This is a genomic window from Burkholderia sp. AU45388 (assembly GCF_030481585.1).
GTDB lineage: Bacteria > Pseudomonadota > Gammaproteobacteria > Burkholderiales > Burkholderiaceae > Burkholderia > Burkholderia sola.
In genome coordinates, this window is the sequence record NZ_JAUJPV010000005.1 from 66,040 (window position 1) to 83,798 (window position 17,759).

At 67.7% G+C, this 17,759-nt stretch carries 18 protein-coding genes; 9 read left to right on the top strand and 9 right to left on the bottom strand.

Annotated features, from left to right (window positions below):
* Window positions 1-208 precede the first annotated feature (208 nt).
* A complete protein-coding gene (locus tag QZM72_RS11890) occupies window positions 209-700 on the top strand; it encodes a hypothetical protein (protein ID WP_301738154.1) in 492 nt (163 codons plus the stop codon).
* Between the two features lie 78 nt (window positions 701-778).
* Here the strand turns inward: QZM72_RS11890 and QZM72_RS11895 are convergent, their stop codons facing one another.
* From QZM72_RS11895 to QZM72_RS11910, 4 genes are all read right to left on the bottom strand, one after another.
* The gene (locus tag QZM72_RS11895) at window positions 779-1,285 is read right to left on the bottom strand and encodes a hypothetical protein (RefSeq protein WP_089470613.1); all 507 of its coding nucleotides are present in this window, start codon (window positions 1,283-1,285) and stop codon (window positions 779-781) included.
* Window positions 1,286-1,414: 129 nt separating this feature from the next.
* Window positions 1,415-2,812, bottom strand: a complete 1,398-nt coding sequence (locus tag QZM72_RS11900; protein WP_301738324.1) for a sigma-54 dependent transcriptional regulator — start codon at window positions 2,810-2,812, stop codon at window positions 1,415-1,417.
* Between the two features lie 131 nt (window positions 2,813-2,943).
* On the bottom strand, window positions 2,944-3,528 hold the full coding sequence (locus QZM72_RS11905; protein ID WP_301738155.1) for a hypothetical protein: 585 nt from the start codon (window positions 3,526-3,528) through the stop codon (window positions 2,944-2,946).
* A 155-nt stretch (window positions 3,529-3,683) separates the two neighbouring features.
* On the bottom strand, window positions 3,684-5,084 hold the full coding sequence (locus QZM72_RS11910) for a chemotaxis protein CheA (RefSeq protein ID WP_256979756.1): 1,401 nt from the start codon (window positions 5,082-5,084) through the stop codon (window positions 3,684-3,686).
* Here QZM72_RS11910 and QZM72_RS11915 point away from each other — a divergent pair.
* On the top strand, window positions 5,074-5,367 hold the full coding sequence (locus QZM72_RS11915) for a hypothetical protein (RefSeq protein ID WP_256979757.1): 294 nt from the start codon (window positions 5,074-5,076) through the stop codon (window positions 5,365-5,367). The genes QZM72_RS11910 and QZM72_RS11915 overlap by 11 nt on opposite strands.
* Here the strand turns inward: QZM72_RS11915 and QZM72_RS11920 are convergent.
* The 3 genes from QZM72_RS11920 to QZM72_RS11930 form a co-directional block, all read right to left on the bottom strand.
* Window positions 5,351-5,629: a hypothetical protein gene (locus tag QZM72_RS11920; protein WP_301738156.1), complete on the bottom strand. Its 279-nt coding sequence runs from the start codon at window positions 5,627-5,629 to the stop codon at window positions 5,351-5,353. The genes QZM72_RS11915 and QZM72_RS11920 overlap by 17 nt on opposite strands.
* Before the next feature lie 72 nt (window positions 5,630-5,701).
* Entirely contained in the window at window positions 5,702-6,292 is a 591-nt protein-coding gene (locus QZM72_RS11925) for a hypothetical protein (RefSeq protein WP_089470203.1), read from the bottom strand.
* Between the two features lie 111 nt (window positions 6,293-6,403).
* The gene (locus QZM72_RS11930; RefSeq protein ID WP_089470204.1) at window positions 6,404-6,727 is read right to left on the bottom strand and encodes a hypothetical protein; all 324 of its coding nucleotides are present in this window, start codon (window positions 6,725-6,727) and stop codon (window positions 6,404-6,406) included.
* Window positions 6,728-7,362: 635 nt separating this feature from the next.
* On the opposite strand from QZM72_RS11930, the gene QZM72_RS11935 reads away from it, so the two are divergent.
* Window positions 7,363-7,554, top strand: coding sequence for a hypothetical protein (locus QZM72_RS11935; RefSeq protein WP_301738157.1), 192 nt, complete (start codon window positions 7,363-7,365; stop codon window positions 7,552-7,554).
* Window positions 7,555-8,588: 1,034 nt separating this feature from the next.
* Here the strand turns inward: QZM72_RS11935 and QZM72_RS11940 are convergent.
* The gene (locus QZM72_RS11940; RefSeq protein WP_301738158.1) at window positions 8,589-9,512 is read right to left on the bottom strand and encodes an AraC family transcriptional regulator; all 924 of its coding nucleotides are present in this window, start codon (window positions 9,510-9,512) and stop codon (window positions 8,589-8,591) included.
* A gap of 181 nt (window positions 9,513-9,693) precedes the next feature.
* Here QZM72_RS11940 and QZM72_RS11945 point away from each other — a divergent pair, with 181 nt between their 5' ends.
* Both QZM72_RS11945 and QZM72_RS11950 read left to right on the top strand, forming a co-directional pair.
* Complete coding sequence (locus tag QZM72_RS11945; protein WP_050015050.1) at window positions 9,694-10,155, top strand: (2Fe-2S)-binding protein; 462 nt, start codon at window positions 9,694-9,696, stop codon at window positions 10,153-10,155.
* Window positions 10,156-10,157: 2 nt separating this feature from the next.
* On the top strand, window positions 10,158-12,368 hold the full coding sequence (locus QZM72_RS11950) for a xanthine dehydrogenase family protein molybdopterin-binding subunit (protein ID WP_301738159.1): 2,211 nt from the start codon (window positions 10,158-10,160) through the stop codon (window positions 12,366-12,368).
* A gap of 120 nt (window positions 12,369-12,488) precedes the next feature.
* Here the strand turns inward: QZM72_RS11950 and QZM72_RS11955 are convergent, their stop codons facing one another.
* Window positions 12,489-13,691, bottom strand: coding sequence for a Fic family protein (locus QZM72_RS11955; RefSeq protein ID WP_301738161.1), 1,203 nt, complete (start codon window positions 13,689-13,691; stop codon window positions 12,489-12,491).
* A gap of 414 nt (window positions 13,692-14,105) precedes the next feature.
* Here QZM72_RS11955 and QZM72_RS11960 point away from each other — a divergent pair, with 414 nt between their 5' ends.
* The 4 genes from QZM72_RS11960 (at window position 14,106) to QZM72_RS11975 (ending at window position 17,512) form a co-directional block, all read left to right on the top strand.
* Window positions 14,106-14,504 (top strand): winged helix-turn-helix domain-containing protein, encoded by a 399-nt coding sequence (locus QZM72_RS11960; RefSeq protein WP_089470209.1) that lies wholly within the window; start codon window positions 14,106-14,108, stop codon window positions 14,502-14,504.
* Between the two features lie 401 nt (window positions 14,505-14,905).
* Window positions 14,906-16,045, top strand: coding sequence for a type III secretion system cytoplasmic ring protein SctQ (gene sctQ, locus QZM72_RS11965; RefSeq protein ID WP_301738162.1), 1,140 nt, complete (start codon window positions 14,906-14,908; stop codon window positions 16,043-16,045).
* 4 nt (window positions 16,046-16,049) lie between these two features.
* Window positions 16,050-16,724 (top strand): type III secretion system export apparatus subunit SctR, encoded by a 675-nt coding sequence (sctR, locus tag QZM72_RS11970; RefSeq protein WP_006480865.1) that lies wholly within the window; start codon window positions 16,050-16,052, stop codon window positions 16,722-16,724.
* Window positions 16,724-17,512 carry a lytic transglycosylase domain-containing protein gene (locus tag QZM72_RS11975; RefSeq protein WP_301738163.1) on the top strand — a complete coding sequence of 263 codons (789 nt, stop codon included), beginning with the start codon at window positions 16,724-16,726 and terminating at the stop codon, window positions 17,510-17,512. The genes sctR and QZM72_RS11975 overlap by 1 nt, the downstream gene beginning before the upstream one ends.
* Window positions 17,513-17,759 lie beyond the last annotated feature (247 nt).

The following is a 17,759-nucleotide window of genomic DNA, read 5'->3' on the forward strand; positions in this document are numbered from 1 at the left end:
GATATTTGCCCCGGCTCGACGCCCGGCGGCCGGCGCTCGACCGTCGCGGCATCGGCCCGATGGCCGATGGTGCGCGCCGCACGGCCGGCCAGCAGGTAAAATTGCGCGTTTGCATGCCACCCCGGGCTCGCCGGCGGCGAGCGACGCGCCGATGCCGGCCGCGCGCCACCGCCCCTTCGCCGGCTTGCCCGATCTCCCCGCTTTCCTCATGACCGATTCCGACCTGCAATCCGACGACACCACCCACCACGAAGACGGCCTCTGGCGCGACAACGGCTGGACGGCCCGCATCATCAAGAACGAAGACGACGACGGCTGGGCCGTCGAGATGGTCAAGGACGGCGAGTCCGAGCCCGCGCTCGTCGGGCCGTGGACCATGGGCCGCGACAAGAAGAACCCGAAGCCGATGGACGCGAACGCGTTCCGCACGCTCGTGAAAACCGCGACCGAAGTGCTGATGCGGCACGAACAGCAGCGGCGCGCGCTACTGCACAAGGAAGTGACGGTGCAGGACGAAGCCGGGCAGGATGTGTCGGTGACGCTCGACATCGTGCCGGACGAGTTCGAGCCGTATGCGCAGCTCAAGGCGTTCGACCCGTATGGCGAGCTGCTGGCCGAAGCGAAGGTGTCGGCCGGGTTCAAGCTCAACAAGGCCAGCGCCGAACGCTGGGTCGCATCGGGCTTCGACCGGCCGGCATAGGGCTGTTCATGCTAATAACGGTAATAACGGCTTGCGCTGGCCGCCAGCAGGGCCGAGCGCGAGGATTGCGACGAAGCGTCAGGCGCCGGCGCCCCGCTCCGCGCGCGCGAGCCGCCGGGCGGCCAGCTTGCGCCGCACGAACGCCTCGAACTGCGGCGTCGCGGCCTCGGCGTCGCGCGCGGCCAGGCCCAGCAGGTTGCGCGCGAGCTGGATCGGCGTCAGCACGATGCCCCACGGCAGCCCCCACCAGCCAAGCGTGGCCGATGCGAGCAGCGCGACCGCCTGCTTTCTGCGGCCGCACCGGCGGCAGCACACGTGGCGCCGCGTCGCCCAGCGCGTGACGAACACGAGCGACACGACGCGATGCGACGCGTGGACGTCGACCGGCTGCCCTTCGCGCAGGCAGATCGGGCAGGGCCCGTAGCGCCAGTCGTCGACGTACTGCCGCACCTTCGCCTCGGGCACCCGTTCGGCCTCGACGACGACCGGATGCGCCCGCGCGCATGCCGGGCTGCAATAGCGGCGGCCGTCGATCGTCTGCCCGCCGACCAGGAACGTCCTGCCGCAGTGATTGCACTCTGCCACGATGACCTCGGATAAACGTGATGCGCCGCGTGCCGGTTGCGCGCGGATCGCCGCGCGCGCCGGCCGGGGCCGTTGGGTGTTTTAACGGCTGCCGCCGCGAGGTCTTGAGCGGTCGCGCGCCGCGGCGCGTCAGCCATGCAGCCCGTGCGCGTTCATCAGCCGGTACAGCGTCGCGCGCGAGACGCCGAGCTCCGATGCGGCGTCCGCATGCTGGTGGCGGTGACGCAGCAGCGTTTCCTCGATCGCGTGCCGCTCGGCCTGCCGGCGCGTCTGCGCGAGCGTCGGCGGCCGCAGCGACGTGTACGGGCGCAGCTCGAGATCGGCGGCCGAGATCAGCGGGCCGTTCGTCATCACGACCGCGAAGCGGATCCGGTTGATCAGCTCGCGCACGTTGCCCGGCCACGGATAGTTGTGGATCGCCGCGATCGCGCACGGCGTGAAGCCGCGAATCCGGTACGAGCCGTCGCCGCGATAGCGCCGCAGCACGTGATCGGCGAGCAGCATGATGTCGCGGCCGCGCATGCGCAGCGGCGGCTCGTCGATACGCAGCACGCACAGGCGGTAGTACAGGTCGGCGCGGAATCGCCCGGCCTGCATCGCGGCCTCGAGATCGACGTGGGTCGCCGACACGATCCGCACGTCCACCGGAATCGACGCGTGGCCGCCGAGCCGCTCGATGGTGCCCTCCTGCAGGAACCGCAGCAGGCTCGCCTGGCTCTCGAACGGCATGTCGCCGATTTCGTCGAGAAACAGCGTGCCGCCGTGCGCGGCCTCGATGCGGCCGATCAAGCGCTGGTGCGCGCCGGTAAACGCCCCGCGCTCGTGCCCGAACAATTCGGATTGCAGCAGCGTCGCCGGGATGGCCGCGCAGTTCACGGCGACGAACGGTGCGTCGGCACGCGACGACTGCCGGTGGATCGCCGCCGCCGTCAGCTCCTTGCCGGTGCCGGATTCGCCGGCAATGAACACGCTCGCCTCGGTGTTCGCGACCTTGCGGATCGTCGCGAACAGCCGGCGCATCGCGTCGCACGCGCCGATCATCGCGCCGTCGGGCGGCGGCGCCTCCGCGGCCGGGTCGCCGTCCGCGAGATTCAGCATCCCGTATGCATGGCCGACGAGATAGCCGATCGTCGTGTAGGCCGCCGCATTGCGCACGTAGTCGAAGCAGCAGCGGCGGATCAGGCGCGCGATCGTGACGTTGCGCAGCCGCTCGCCGTCGGCGAGCGCGACCCAGCCGACGCGCGGGTCGCGCAGCAGCGTCTCGAACGACGCGACGTCCGGCGCCGCGAAACCGGCGAAGTCGACGATGCCCGCGTGCGGACGGTTCGCCTTGACGAGATTCAGCGCGTCCGCAACGGTTTTGGCGCGCCGCACGTCCCAGCCGCGCGACGCGAGCACATCGACGAGCGCGGCATCGTGTTGCCGCGACAGGTAGACGAGCGGCCGCGACGACGCGGCAGGGTCGCGCCGGACCGCGATGAACGGCAGCGTGCTCAACGCCCGTTCTACATCCTGCAGGACCGACATGCCGAGCTGACAGCAATGGTTCACGATCGCCTCGCCGCATAAGGTTGTGTATCGGAGCGGCCGTTTCCCGATCGCGCGTCGCGGGCTCGCCATCCCGCGGCGCGACGCCGCTCCGTCCTCGAATCGATGCGTCATCGGCAGAACACGACGCGCTGCGTGTAGATCTGCGGCTCGACGACGGGTTGCGCCTGGCCGTTGAGATCGTCGCGATAGGCGCGGTAGGTCTTGCCGTTCACCGTCACGTCCGACGCGCGGGCCGTCTCGATCCTGTCGAGCCCGGTGTGCCGCCATTCGTTCACCCGGTCCGCCGCCGTGACGTTCGACTCGCCCGCGATCTTCTGCGTGATCGCGCCGCCGTCGCTCCACGGTTGCGTCTGCATGTCCTCGGCGTGCTGCATCGCGCCGACCGTCTTGCCGGTGGACTTCGGCCCGTTCCGCGCGTCGAACGGCGCACCGCGGCCGTACACCGGCGATTGCCACGACGGCGCGTGGCCCGCCTCCGGCATCATGTAGACCATCTGCGGGTCGCCGATCATCATCATCGGCGCGCACGCCGTGTTGTCGGGACGGCCGAGCGTCGACAGCGCCTGCTGGACGCTCGCGGCGTTCGCGAGCGTCTGCTCGTTCAGGATGACGAAGACCGCTGGATTCTGGAAAACCGACTGCGCAGCGGCTTGCACGCTGGCCAGCAGCAAAGCGACCCAAAAGATCCTCATGATTGAGGCCTCCCTGCATCCTCGTCACGCAAAAAGAGGTGTTGACCTCGGGGATCGGAACAACACCCGTCAAACCGGAAAAGACGATCGGGCAACGGGCCGAACGCCTGCCGTGCGATCGGCGCGCCGGTCGCACGGCAGGCCGGCCCGCATGCTCACGACGAGGTACTCGTCGAGATGACGGTCGGCGCCGGCGCGAGCGGCGCAGCCGGTGCGGCCTGCTGTTCGACCGTGGCGGGCGGCAACGCTTGCGCGGGATCGGTCAATGCAGGCATGCCGGCGGCATGCGCAGCCGCTGTGCCAGCAGTTTCGACTGCGTCCGGCACGGTAGAAGCGGCTGCCGGCATGTCGGCGGGCGCCGCGGCGACGGCAGGCTGCGCGGCTTCCGGAGCAGGCGCTTCGGCGATTGCCTGCGGCGCCGGCTCGGTAGCCTTCGCGTCAGCGGCAGGCGCCGCAACGACGGCGGCCGCCGGCATCGGTTCGGCCACCGGTTCGCCCGCGGCCTGCGCGGCGTCGGTCGCGGCAGGCATCGGCTCCGATGCGTTGCCGGCGACGGCCGGGGTGGGCTCGGGGGCCTTGTCGGCGACGGCCGGTAAAGGCTCGGGGGCCTTGTCGGCGACAGCCGGCGCTGGCTCGGGCACCTTCTCGGCGACCGGTTGCGCGGGCTCCGGCGCCTTCGTCTCGGCAACCGGTGCGGCAGGCGCTGGCGATGCCTTGTCGGCCACAGCCGGCGCGGCGATGACCGCGGCAGCCGGCACGGCCGGCACGACAGATGCGGCGGGCGCGGCGGCGGCCGCAACAGGCGCGACGGGCGTGGTAGCAGCCGCAGGTGCCGCGGCTGCCGGGACTGCAGCGGCAACCGTCGGCGCTGCAACAGCGGGGGCCGCTGCGGCAACAGCCTGCGTCGCAACGGCCGGAGCGGCGGCGACAGGCGCCATCGCCGGCACCGGCACCGAAACCGGCGCAGCGCGCATCGACGCCGTCTCGATCGGGCGCGTCGCCGCGGGCGCGGGTACCGGCGCGGCCGAGCCGAGCGGCGGCAGGCCCATCCGGTTGCGCACGATCGGATCGCGATACTTGATGTCGTCCGCGACGGTCGCTTCGACGCTGGGCGCCACGTTCGAACGCGCGAGCGGTACGGTCGTGCCCGGGCACAGGTGCCCGGTCGCTTCCACCGCGCGCCGGTTCGCGTCGCTCTGGCACAGCAGCGCGAGCGCCACGTCGGTCAGGCCCATCGCACGGAATTCACGCGCATCGAGACGCCGCACGCAGGCCTGGTCGACCAGCGTCGTGCCGCCCGTCGCGCCGAACCCCGGGAACGACACGCCGACGCTCACCGAGCCCATGCAGGTATCGGACAGCGTGGTCGTGAGGCCCGGCGCCTGGATCGACGGGTTCGTCTTGATCGTCTGCGTGCCCGAGTAGTTGACGTTTTCCGAAATCTGGGTGTTGTACGGGTTGGTGCCGGGCGCGCCGGACGACTGCAGCGAGTTCACGCTCTGCGGCGTCACGTTGCCGCCGGCCGTGCCGGACGGCATCGTCACGTTGACGTTCACGCTCGAATTGCCGCTGCCGCGCACCCCGCTGCTGCTCGTTGCATTACCGCCGCGCGAACTCGTGGTGTTCGTGTTCATGCTCGAGCCGCCGCCCTGGCTGACCGCCGTCGACGACGTCGAGGATTGCGCGCTCGAAGTCGAGTCGGCAGTTTGCGCCTGGGCACCGATTGCGGACATCGCGAACATCGCCGCGCATGCCACCTTGATCCTGTTGCTGTTCATTTCACTCTCCGGACGAGGTTGGACCTCCTACCCAGGCAACCGTGCTACTTCCCCTGAATGACTTCAGTTTTTGCTGCTTCCCCGAACTGCTTCCAGCCGCTACCCAGCTGGGACCACGGGCCATCCGGCATGCCCTGCTGCTGGGTGCCCGGTGCGCCGATGGCACTGCCCGACGAAAGCGACTGTTGTTCTGACGGTTTGGTTGTCTGAGCAGGGTTGTTTGACGTCTGCATAGTCGATTGCCCACCATCGGCAGCACGGTCGGCGCCATATGCCGTCAGTGACGCGAGCATCAGAGCGGCGGCAATCAGGTTCTGCTTCATGCCAACTCCTTACGTGACAACAAGGCGGAAAAAGAGACCAGCGTCGCTGGGAAACTGGCCCCCCACCCCTGACTAATGACTGCTCCCGGTCGCGCTCGAACTGCTCTGGCTTCCGCCCGACGCGGACGGCGAACCGGCCGGACCGGTACTCCACGCGGTCGACGCGTTGGTGTGATTCGAGCCGGTGATCGCGCCCGATCCGCCCCCGCCCGTCCACCCCGCGGCACCCGCGTTGGCATTGCCGTTGTCGTTCGCGCCCGTGGCCGTGTAGTGGTTCGCGCCGAGTACGATCGTGGCGGTCACCCCTCCCGACAGTGCGTTTGCGTTCTCGTTCGTTTTGCTGTTTCCGCCGTACGAGCCTGCGGCACCGATACCGCCGCCTGCCGCAAACGCGCCCCCGTTCGTGCCGAAACCGCTGGCCGTCGAGGTCGAGTTGTGGTTGGCGGACGCCGTGCCGACGGAACCGGCGGGTGTCACGGTACTTCCAGCGCTCGCACCAGCCGTCGATGTCGAATTGCTCGTATAGCTGCCGGACCCGACCAGTACCGAACCGGACACACCCGCTGCGACGGATTGCGTCTGGTTGGTCGTGAACGAACCTGCTGCCAATACGGCCGACGATAGGACGGTGAGCGCTGTCGCTAATATGACTTTGGCTTTCATAGCAATTCCTTGCCGTGAGGAAGTTCGACGGTGGCGGAGCCGGGCCTGCCCGCATGGGGCAAGGCCCGGCATCCGACCCGCCAGCCAATGACGAACGCTACGCGTCGCGGCTTAGTGGTGATACGTCCAGCCGGTCGAGCCGGCATTCGCGCCGCTGCTGCCGCCAGCCTGCGCACCGCCGAAGCCGAAGCCACCGACCGTCGACGTTTGGGTGTGGTTCGTGTACGAGATCGAACCGCTGCCGCCGCCGCCAGCCATTGCGCCGGCTGCGCCGAGCGCCGCACCCGAATCGGTCGCGGAGAAGTGACCGAACCCGGTGACCCCGGCCATCGTCTGGCCGCCGCTCGACGAGTTGCTGGTCGACACCGTGCCGCTGCCGGCAAACGCTGCACCCGAAACCGCCAGAACTGCTGCTGCAATCAGAAGCTTCTTCATGGTGGACTCCTAACGGCGTGGAGAGAATGAGCACGGAAGATCGCACGCCATCGACCTTCCAGCCACAAGCAATCCTTGAAAATAAGGATCACTATCAAATCAATAAACAATTGCCATCTCGCAAATCTGCGATCACAAATCGGCAACATTATTTTTTGCCAAGCCGAAGTCTAGTTTTATGTTTTTACGTTGTCCAAAATTTCAGAGTAGGTGTTTTCTATTATTTTTAAGATCATTGAGAAGATCTCAAAAACACCTTGATTCAATTAACCGAAATGACACGCACGCCTTTTTCGGCTCGCTATTTTTCAATGCCCCGTCGAAAACGAATGCCGCACTGGCGCCCGTTTCCGGAATTGAAAATTGGCGATTGTATTGACTACCGCAAAATGCAGTGCCCGCTCGACACGCACCCTTCATCCGGGCGATAACGGGCCTGCATTGCAGCCAGACAACATGTCTGCTCCCTGAGCTGACGAAGAAAGTCCTTCCGGACAATCCGGCCTACGCGCGTTCGATCTAGTCCGCCCCACGCCGGGGCTGGCCCGGCGCGATCGAAACGGCGCTGCACGGTTGAAGAGGAATCGGCGCCACGCTGTCCGGAACGAACAGCCGACCGCATCCGGAAACGCTGAATGAAGTCGAGCACCGCTGTCGGCGGGTTGCCGCGCGAAGCGACGGCCGCGCCAGCACGCGGCGTGCGCGGCGGGCAGGAAACAGGCAACGCGCTACCGACGACGCTGGCACTGCGTCGCAAGCGCTACCCCGATCGTTCCCACTACCCCTTTGGTGCGCAAGAAATGCGCGGATCATCCCACTGCTTATAGTGTTCATCGCCGTTTCCCCGACAGGCTCGTGACGAACTGGCCGCCCCCACATCGTTGTTGCATCGTGTCGACCGCTCGCCGGTACGGCCTATATCGCAAACCCCATGCCATGCGATATTCCACCGAGCATTGCATGCGGCGTGCGTCCGCCAGGCCTGATCATTTCTCCGGAAACGGCGTTTTTTCGTTTCATGAATGTATCGCGATAACGGGGCGGGCCCTACAGCGATCATTGAAGATCGTGACGCAATCCCGTGATTTGACGGAAGAATCCGGCTCGCCGCGCGTTGGCGGACACCCGTGCGAACGGGTGTTTCAATCTTGAGAAGCGAATCTCGACTCACCGCGCGTAGTCCGCGCGTTTCCGCTGACAAACCGCGTGTCGCGGCATGCCAGCATGCCGTCCATTACCCCGACGGACGGGGGCCGTTCACTCGGTGCCTCCTGCCGAACGGCCGCCGATACGGCAGGAACACGGGTTCTCCCTGAAATGCACAAGGAATTTGATTCATCCGTGAAAATACCCCCACGACACGCGGCGAAAAATCGCGCCATCCGGCATGTTTCAGGCGCAATAACCGAACCAATGAAAACGTGCGATCCCCGACAAAAACGTCGCATGCATTTTTCGTTTCCACTCGACTCACCTTTCGCCCACGAAGCGATAACGGTCGATTCATCGAATAGACATCTTCAGCCAGCTATCCGCTTGATTCTCATCACTGAAACATTTCTATTAAAAAAATCGCCCAGACCTTCAATCTCGTAAAAGCCTGATTCATCGCGCGATTCGTCGCATCGAACCGTATCGATCCGGCAATCGCCGTGGGCTCGTCCCTGTTCCGACGACGCATGCGTGAGACACAAACGTTCGCGATCGACGAAGGCCTGCGTCGGAGGACGGTCAACGATTTCAGTCGCGAAGTGGCGCCAGCCGGCACCGCGCGCACTCGCAGCGGGCCGCTCGTCGCCACACACGTCCTCGAGCGCAACGCGCTGCCGTCGTGCGATGACGATCGATGGCCGGCCGCCCGTCAGCCGAGCAGTTCCTTCTTCCGCAGATGCACGACGTCGCGCATCGGCGGCGCGCCGAACAGCCGGCTGTATTCGCGGCTGAACTGCGACGCGCTTTCGTAGCCGACGACGGCCGCCACGGACCCGACGTCGCCGCCCTGCCGCAGCAACAGCCGCCGCGCCTCGTGCAGCCGCAGTTGCTTCTGGTACTGCAGTGGGCTGAGCGTCGTCACGTGCTTGAAATGATGGTGCAGCGACGACACGCTCATGTTGACCGCCTGCGCGAGCGATTCGACGCGCATCGGCTCCGCGAAATGATCGCGGATCCATTCGATCGCGCGCGCGATCCGGTGCGTCTGGCTGCCCGCGATCGCCATGTGCCGCAGCCGCGTGCCCTGCCCGCTCGTCATCAGCCGATACAGCACTTCCTTTTCGATCAGCGGCGCGACGACCGCGATATCGGCCGGCGTATCGAGCAGCCGCAGCAGCCGCAGCGCCGCATCGAGCAACGGCGGCGTCAGCTCCGCGAGCGCGATCCCCTCGCCTTCCGGGCCCGCGTCGGGCTCGGGCAGCCGCATCTCGGCCGCCAGCTCGACGATGCGCTGCGGATCGAGCGTCAGCGACAGGCACAGGTACGGTTCGTCCACCGACGCACGCGTCACGCGCGAGAGGATCGGCAAGTCGATCGACGTAATCAGGCAATTGTGGGTGTCGTATTCGTAAGCCTGGCCGGCCACGATCACGCGCTTCGCGCCCTGCGCGGCGATCACCAGCGCGGCGCGCGATACGCCGCAGCCGAGATCGACCGGCCGCGTATGCCGATGCAGCATCAGGCCCGGCACGGCCGTCGAATGCGAACCGTCCGCCGGCGCGAAACGGCCGATCAGCGACGCCAGTTCGCGCCGCCCGGATTCGCGCGACGCCACGATATCGGTCATGTCCATGACGCATCCTCGAAAGATTTCCCGTGTCGCGCGAGCATAGCGAAACGGCCTGCGGCGTGCCGGGGATTTGCAGGATTGTTCAATAAATTTGCAGGATTGGGTAGACGCAAACACCGGCTCCTCGCGCACACTCCCGGCTAACCTGCCCGTGCGGCGGGTTTTCCCCACGGAGACATACAACATGCCTACCTCGTTTGTCCTGAACGGCAAGAACGTCACGCTCGACGCCGATCCGTCGATGCCCGTCCTCTGGGCGATTCGCGAACATGCGGGACTGACCGGCACGAAATTCGGCTGCGGCATGGCGCAGTGCGGCGCGTGCACGATCCATCTCGAAGGCCAGGCGGTGCGCTCGTGCGTGCTGCCGCTCGCCGGCATCGCGGGCAAGCACGTCACGACGATCGAAGGCGTGCAAAGCAAGCCCGCGCAGGCCGTACAGGCCGCGTGGGTCAAGCTGCAGGTGCCGCAATGCGGCTACTGCCAGTCCGGCCAGATCATGTCGGCCACCGCGTTGCTCGAACAGAACCCGAAGCCGACCGACGCGGACATCGACGCCGCGATGAACGGCAACCTCTGCCGCTGTGCGACCTACGCCCGCATCCGGGCCGCGATCCACGACGCGGCCGCGACGCTGGGAGCCTGACCATGACGATCGAACTCGACCACACCGACTCGGTGCGCCCGTCGCGCCGCACGTTCCTGAAAGCCGCGGGCGCCACGGCCGCCGTCAGCCTGACCATCGGCTTCGACTGGGCCGGCCTCGGCCGCCGCGCGCTCGCCGCGACCGCGCCGGCCGGCGATTTCGCGCCGAATGCATTCCTGCGCATCACGCCCGACGGCGCCGTCACGGTGATCGCGAAGCACGTCGAAATGGGCCAGGGCGCCTATACGGGCATCGCGACGATCGTCGCCGAGGAGCTCGACGCCGACTGGTCGAGCGTGCGCGTCGAAAGCGCGCCGGCCGACGCGAAGCGCTACGCGAATCTCGCGTTCGGCACGATGCAGGGCACGGGCGGCAGCTCGGCCATGGCGAACTCGTGGCAGCAACTGCGCGAAGCGGGCGGCAAGGCGCGCGCGATGCTCGTGTCGGCCGCGGCGGCCCGCTGGAAGGTGCCGGCCGCCGAGCTGACCACCGCCAACGGCGTCGTCACGCACGCGAAGAGCGGCAAGACGGCCGCGTACGGCACGCTCGTCGCCGATGCGTCGAAGCTGCCGGTGCCCGACAAGGTCACGCTGAAGCAGCCGGCCGATTTCAAGCTGATCGGGCATCGGATTCCGCGCGTCGACGCGTCGTCGAAGTCGAACGGCACCGCGCATTTCACGCTCGACACGACGTTCCCCGGCATGCGCGTCGCGCTGCTGCAGCGACCGCCGCGCTTCGGCGCGACGGTGAAATCGTTCGACGCGACGGCCGCGAAGGCCGTGCCGGGCGTCGTCTCGGTCGTGCAGGTGCCGGGCGGCGTCGCGGTCGTCGCGACGGGCTTCTGGGCCGCGAAACAGGGCCGCGACGCGCTGAAGATCGACTGGGACGAAACGAAGGCGGAAAAGCGCAGCTCGGATGAACTGATGCGCGAATACCGGCAACTCGCCGAGAAGCCGGGCGCGTCCGCGCGCAAGGACGGCGATGCCGATGCGGCGATCGCCGGCGCGACGCGCAAGATCAGCGCGACGTACGAATTCCCGTATCTCGCGCATGCGCCGATGGAGCCGCTCGACGCGGTCGTCAAGCTGACGGCGAACAGCTGCGAGATCTGGGCCGGCGACCAGTTCCAGACGGTCGACCAGGGCAACGCGGCCAAAACGGCCGGGCTGAAGCCGGAGCAGGTGAAGATCCATACGCTGTATGCGGGCGGCAGCTTCGGCCGGCGCGCGAATGCGTGGTCGGATTACGTGGTCGAGGCGGTATCGATCGCGAAGGCGCTCGGCGCGGACGGCAAGCCGGTCAAGCTGCAATGGACCCGCGAGGACGACATCCAGGGCGGCTTCTACCGGCCGATGTACTTCCACAAGCTCGACGCGGGCGTGACCGCGGACGGCAAGCTGGTCGGCTGGCGTCACCGGATCGTCGGCCAGTCGATCCTCGCCGGCACGCCGTTCGAGGCGTTCATGGTCAAGAACGGGATCGACGCGACGTCGGTCGAGGGCGCGGCGAACCTGCCGTACGCGGTGCCGAACGTGTCGGTCGAGCTCACCACGACCCGGGTCGGCCTGCCGGTGCTGTGGTGGCGCGTGGTCGGCAGCTCGCACACGGCCTATGCGGTCGAGGCGTTCATCGACGAAGCCGCGCATGCGGCCGGCAAGGACCCGTACGCGTTCCGCCGCGACCTGCTCGCGAAGGAGCCGCGCATGCGCGCGGTGCTGGACCTCGCCGCGCAGAAGGCCGGCTGGGATCCGGCCAAGCCGCTGCCGAAGGGCCGCGGGCGCGGGATCGCGGTGGCCGAGGCGTTCAAGAGCTATGTCGCGCAGGTGGCCGAGGTGTCGGTCGACGCGGACGGCAAGGTGAAGGTCGAGCGCGTGGTGTGCGCGGTGGACTGCGGGATCGCGATCAACCCCGACATCGTCGCCGCGCAGATGGAGGGCGGCATCGGTTTCGGGCTCGGCGCGGCGATGCACAGCGCGATCACGCTGAAGGACGGCCAGGTCGAGCAACGCAACTTCGACGGCTATCACGTGCTGCGGATGGCCGAGATGCCGAAGGTCGAGGTGCATATCGTCCCGTCGGCCGAGGCGCCGACCGGGGTCGGCGAGCCGGGCGTCGCACCGGTCGGGCCGGCCGTGGCGAACGCGATCTTCGCGGCGACGGGCAAGCGGCATTACGTGCTGCCGTTCGATTCGGCGGAAAGCGCGAAGGCTTGAGGTACCGGGACGCCGGCTGCGGGGTGAGGCAGGCCCCCGTGGCCGGCGTTTTTCGGCGCATCGCGAGAACGCGATGCTCATCCGGGCCGAAGCCGCGTGACAGGACGCGGCCCGCCACGCTCACTCCTGCTCGACTTCAGGCCAAAGCCTCGGAAACAGAAACCGGAGGCTATTCAACGGCAATCCAAAAGAAAGTTCGCCGCGATGCGAAGGCGAGGTCAGCAGCCCGCAGTCCAGCAGCGATCGAATGATCCTGCGCGCCAATACGTCGCTGACACCCAGCATCTGCGCGAATTCCGCACGCGTGACGGTTCGGCGCAGCGCCACGAACTCCATCGCCAGCGCAGCGGCCTCCGGTTTGATCACGGATTTTTCCGAGCGAATCGTCCACGGATTGGCTTCCAGGAACCTCAGCAAATCCAGCAGCCGTCCCGTCACTCCATCGAACTGGGTCATATGCACCATGAAACCGACCTGGTCCTGACAGCAGTCGAGAAAAAACCGGGCGAACTTGACCAATCCTTCCTGGGATAGGTTGCCACGACCGTCCAGATCGCTGCGACGCGTCTGATCGGCCTCGTTCAGCCTCGCGTAATACTGCTCATGCTCTCGCGCCAGCCCGCGAAGCGGCGACCAGAGACCGTGGGTCAGATCGGCAGCGCGCAATCCGAGATGCGAATGCAGCCGCGCCACGCGACCATTGCCGTCCATGAACGGGTGCACCCAGGCGAGACGATGATGCGAACAGGCGATGCCGATCAGTTGATATTCCTTGGCGCGAATGCGGGCATAACGTGTCGCCCAGGCCTGAAGCAGCGGCTCGATCATTTCCGGTTCCGGCGCCAGATGGCGCCCGACCGTCACATCCGCGTGCCGAAATTCGCCCGGGACGACGACATCCCCGTCAGCGGTCAATCGCTCGTCGTCAGGCAGGCAGGAAAAGAAGCGATCGTGAATGGCCGAGATTCGCGCCGGCTCGAACAACGCCGCGACCGAAAGCGCACGCCACTCCTCCTCGAGCGCAGCTTCCGCGGCGATATGCGCAACTGCGAAACGTTGCTTCTTGCGTTCGACGATATCGGTCGAATAATCCCGATGCAGTGCCGCCTCGATCTTGGCAGGCGTCGTGTGCTGGCCTTCGATCTTGTTCGTGTAATACGAATTCATCGCGCGCAATTGCGGCACGAGTGCGGTAGCCAGCGGCGTATCGCGTATGGCAAGTAACCGCTGCGAAGAATCGACGAGTTCGGCGGCCTGCTCGAGCAGTGGATCGAGTACGCAATCCTCGGGAAACAACGGTTCGAAGGTAGCGACGGTCGTCATGCTTCGCTGTACGGTTCCATGTAGGGTTCCAAGTCGGCAATTATAATCACTTATCCCACTGATTTATATTGATTTTTCAGTGAAACATGTAGGGTCCAATGTAGGGTTCCATGTAGGGTTCCAATCGCACGCTGCCGACTCGAGTTGTGCCGCTTGTTACCGGCGTCGCCCCCCGTTACGTCAGACGTAACGCCCGTAACGTCCGCGCCCGATGCTACGTAACAATCCTTCACTATTGCTCTGGCCCTTTCATCACGCGCCCGGCGTTGCGCGTTAAAAATTCTTTTAAATTCAGGGCTTCCCCGCCGCCCGCGACGCTCCCGCACGCCGTTGTCACCCGACAACCGCTCCCTGGCCCGGAAGTTGCTGCACAGGACCCCGCAAACACTCCTTTACGGACATGCGAGGGCCACCATGGATTGCAAATACCTGTACATCGACAACATAAAAATCAACTTCGTCCGCCGCACGATCGAAATCGACAACAAGGTCGTCGACGTGACCCCGCGCGAATTCGACGTCGTCGAATTCCTGCTCGACAACATGAACAAGATCGTGCCGCGGCAGGCAATCCAGGAAGCCGTGTGGGGCCGTGAGCTCGGCGTGTCGTCGCGCACGCTCGACACCCATATCTCGCGGATCCGTTCGAAGCTGCAGCTCGAACACGACAAGAACCTGCGCATCATCCCGATCTACGCGGTCGGCTATCGCCTCGTGCTGTTCGGTGCGGCGATGACGCACGTCGAGCGTCACGACGCGGCGCCGTTCGTGCGCGCGGCGCCGCAGCCCGCGATGGCCGCCGACTACGCGTAACGCTTCATCCGCGCGCCGCCCGTTCGCGGCGCGCCGGCAACGCCTCCCCACCGCGCTGCGCGGATTCGCAGCCCCTCGCGGCCAGCCGGCCGGATGCGGCCTGCACGCCGCCCGGCCGGCCAACCGGCCGCGCCCCGACCGCCGCCTCCGGGCGGCGGTTGCCTTTGACCGCCAGCCGTCGCGCGGCCCGCTTCATCCCACGCCACCGCACGCCGCCGCACCTCGTCACGCTTCGTAGCGCCCCGCTCCCGCCGTCCGCGCGCGATGGCCGCGACTACGGATTCCGGCGCGGCACGCGGCCATCGCCGTCCCTACAATCGACGCAGCAGCCGCGCGCCCCTCGGCGCCGCCGGCATCAGAACAACCCGTCGAACCGACGCCGAATCCGCCCCGATCCCGCCGTGCCTGCGCTGTTCCTGACGAATGCCGACGCCGGCGACGCCGCGAACCCGGCCATGCCCGCCGCTTCCCCGCCGGCCGCGGTCGCGCTCGACGCGTCGCCCCACCTGCCGCGCCTGTCCGCCGCCGCCGCGCGCGGGCTGTCGCATGCGTACTGCGCGACCGGCGCCGTCCCGGTCACGCTCGGCGAGCACGCGTACGAGGTGCGCTGGCGCGTCGACGCCGAGCCGGCCGCCGATGCGCACGCATACCGCTTCGTCGTCGGCCCGGCCGCCGGCACGCTGTGGATCGACCCGATCGCGGAAACCGAATGGCTCGGCGACGCGGCCGATCCGGCGGTCCCGGCCGTGATCCGCGCGGCGCTGCTCGCCGATCTCGCCGCACCGCTCACGGCCGTGCTGCAGGCGGCGACCCGGCAGCGCGTGGAATTACTGCCGCCGCCCGACGGCGCGCCGGCCTGGCGCGCCTCGCCGGCCGCGCTGCGGTTCGAGCTGCGGCGCACCGACGCCGCGTGGCGCGGCCACGGCGCGCTGCTGTTCGACGCGCCGGATGCGCTGGCCGTGTTCTTCGCGGCCGCGCCGGCCGCGCTCGCCGACGCGCGCGCGGCATACGCGAGCCTGCCCGTGCCGCTCGTGTTCGAGATCGGCCGCACCGAGCTGACGACGGCCGAACTCGCCGACGTCGTCGGCGGCGACATCATCGCGATCGAGCGCTGGCAGGCGCACGAGCAGAACCTGCTGTGCGTCGCGCGGCTGCCGGCCGCGCCGGCGTGGGAAATCACCGGACGGCCGTCGGGCAACCGGCTGACCGTCGAACGAATCAGGGAGATGCCTTTGGAACCGACCCGCACCGACTCCGCGCCGCCGACGACGCACGACGCACCGCCCGCCGACGCGCCGCGCTCCCTCGACGGCCTCGCGGTCGACCTGCGCTTCGAGCTGCCGCCCACGTCGATGCCGCTCGGCGAGCTGAGCGCGCTGCAGCCGGGCGCCGTGATCGAGCTGCAGCAGGGCATCAACCAGAGCGTGATCCATCTCGTCGCGAACGGGATGCTGATCGGCACCGGTCATCTGATCGCGGTCGGCCAGAAGCTCGGCATACGCGTCGTCACGCTGACGCAACCCGCGCCGCGCGAGCGCTGAAACGATGGGCAACCTGCCGAATCCGGTCGCGCTAATCGCGGTGATCGCCGCGCTCGGCATCGCGCCGTTCGCCGCGCTGATGGTGACGAGCTACACGAAGCTGGTGGTCGTGCTCGGCCTGCTGCGCTCCGCGCTCGGGATCCAGCAGGTGCCGCCGAACCTGGTGCTGAACGGCATCGCGCTGATCCTGTCGCTGTTCATCATGGCGCCCGTCGGGATGTCGATCCGCGACGCGCTGCAGGCGCGCCACTTCGATGCGTCGGGACAGTTGTCCACCTCGGACATCGGCGCGCTCGCCGATGCCGCGCTGCCGCCGATCAAGGATTTCCTCGTCTCGCATACGCGGCAGCGCGATCGCGAATTCTTCGTGCGCACCGCGACGTCGGTGTGGCCGAAGAACCGCGCGGACGGCATCAAGGACGACGACCTGCTCGTGCTGGTGCCGAGCTTCACGCTCGCCGAGCTGACGAAGGCGTTTCAGATCGGCTTCGTGATCTACATCGTGTTCATCGTGGTCGATCTGCTGGTCGCGAACATCCTGCTGGCGCTCGGGATGCAGATGATCTCGCCGACGACGATCTCCGTGCCGTTCAAGCTGCTGTTGTTCGTCGCGCTCGACGGCTGGTCGCTGCTCGTGCACGGGCTCGTGCTGTCGTATCGGGTCGCGGGAGCCGGATGATGCGCGCGCACGCACTGCGAACCGCCGCCGCGTGCGTTGCCGCGCTCGTCGCGCTCGTGCTCGCGTGCGGCCAGCCCGGCGTCGCGCAGGCGGCCGGCAGCGCCGCCGGCTTCGCGCAACTGGCACGCGCGTGCGCGCCGAACGTCGACCCCGATACGCTCGCGGCACTCGTGCGCACCGAGTCGGGCTTCAATCCGTATGCGATCGGCGTGGTCGGCGGGCATCTGGCGCGCCAGCCCGCCTCGCTCGACGAGGCGCGCGCGACCGCGCGCGAACTGTCGTCGCGCGGCTTCAGCTACAGCGTCGGGCTCGCGCAGGTGAACGAACGCAATTTCGCGAAATACGGGCTCGACGAAGCGACGATGTTCGAGCCGTGCCGCAACCTGCGTGCCGGCGGCGCGATCCTGACCGAATGCTTCGCGCGCTCGTCGGGCACCGGCCGCGCGACGCAGGCCGCGTTGCGCGCGGCGCTGTCGTGCTACTACAGCGGCAACTTCACGACCGGCTTCTCGAGCGGCTACGTGAGCCGCGTCGTCACGAGCGCGCAGCGCAACGCGCACGAAGGCGGCATCGAACCGATCCCGGTGGTGCGCGACGTGCCGCCGCCGGCGCGGCAGCGACGCATGGACGCGGCCGCGACCACGCCGCCCGATCGCGCGCGCAGGCTGCCGTTGCCGGCCGCCTCCGCCGACGCCCCGTCGTGCCACGCGCGTCCGGTCGTGATGATGTGCCGCGGCTTGCCGGCGAGCCAGGCGAAGCGGCTGTGCGTGCGGTGTCTCGATCAGTGATCGGATGATCGCGCGCGGCGGCGTGCACGGCCGCCCACGCCGCTTTCAGGGTCAGAACGACGACGCGCGGCATGGTTGCCGCACGCCGCGCGCGTCTCGTAGCCCGCGCGGCGCCGGGGCGCCGGCTCCTTCCTGCCGCTACGAAACAGCGGCGTTCCCGTTGCCGGGTGCGTCCGTACACTCGAACGATCGCGTCGCGGCGTGCAGGGCGCCGCGCGTGCCGCGCATCGCGCGGCTCAACGGAGAC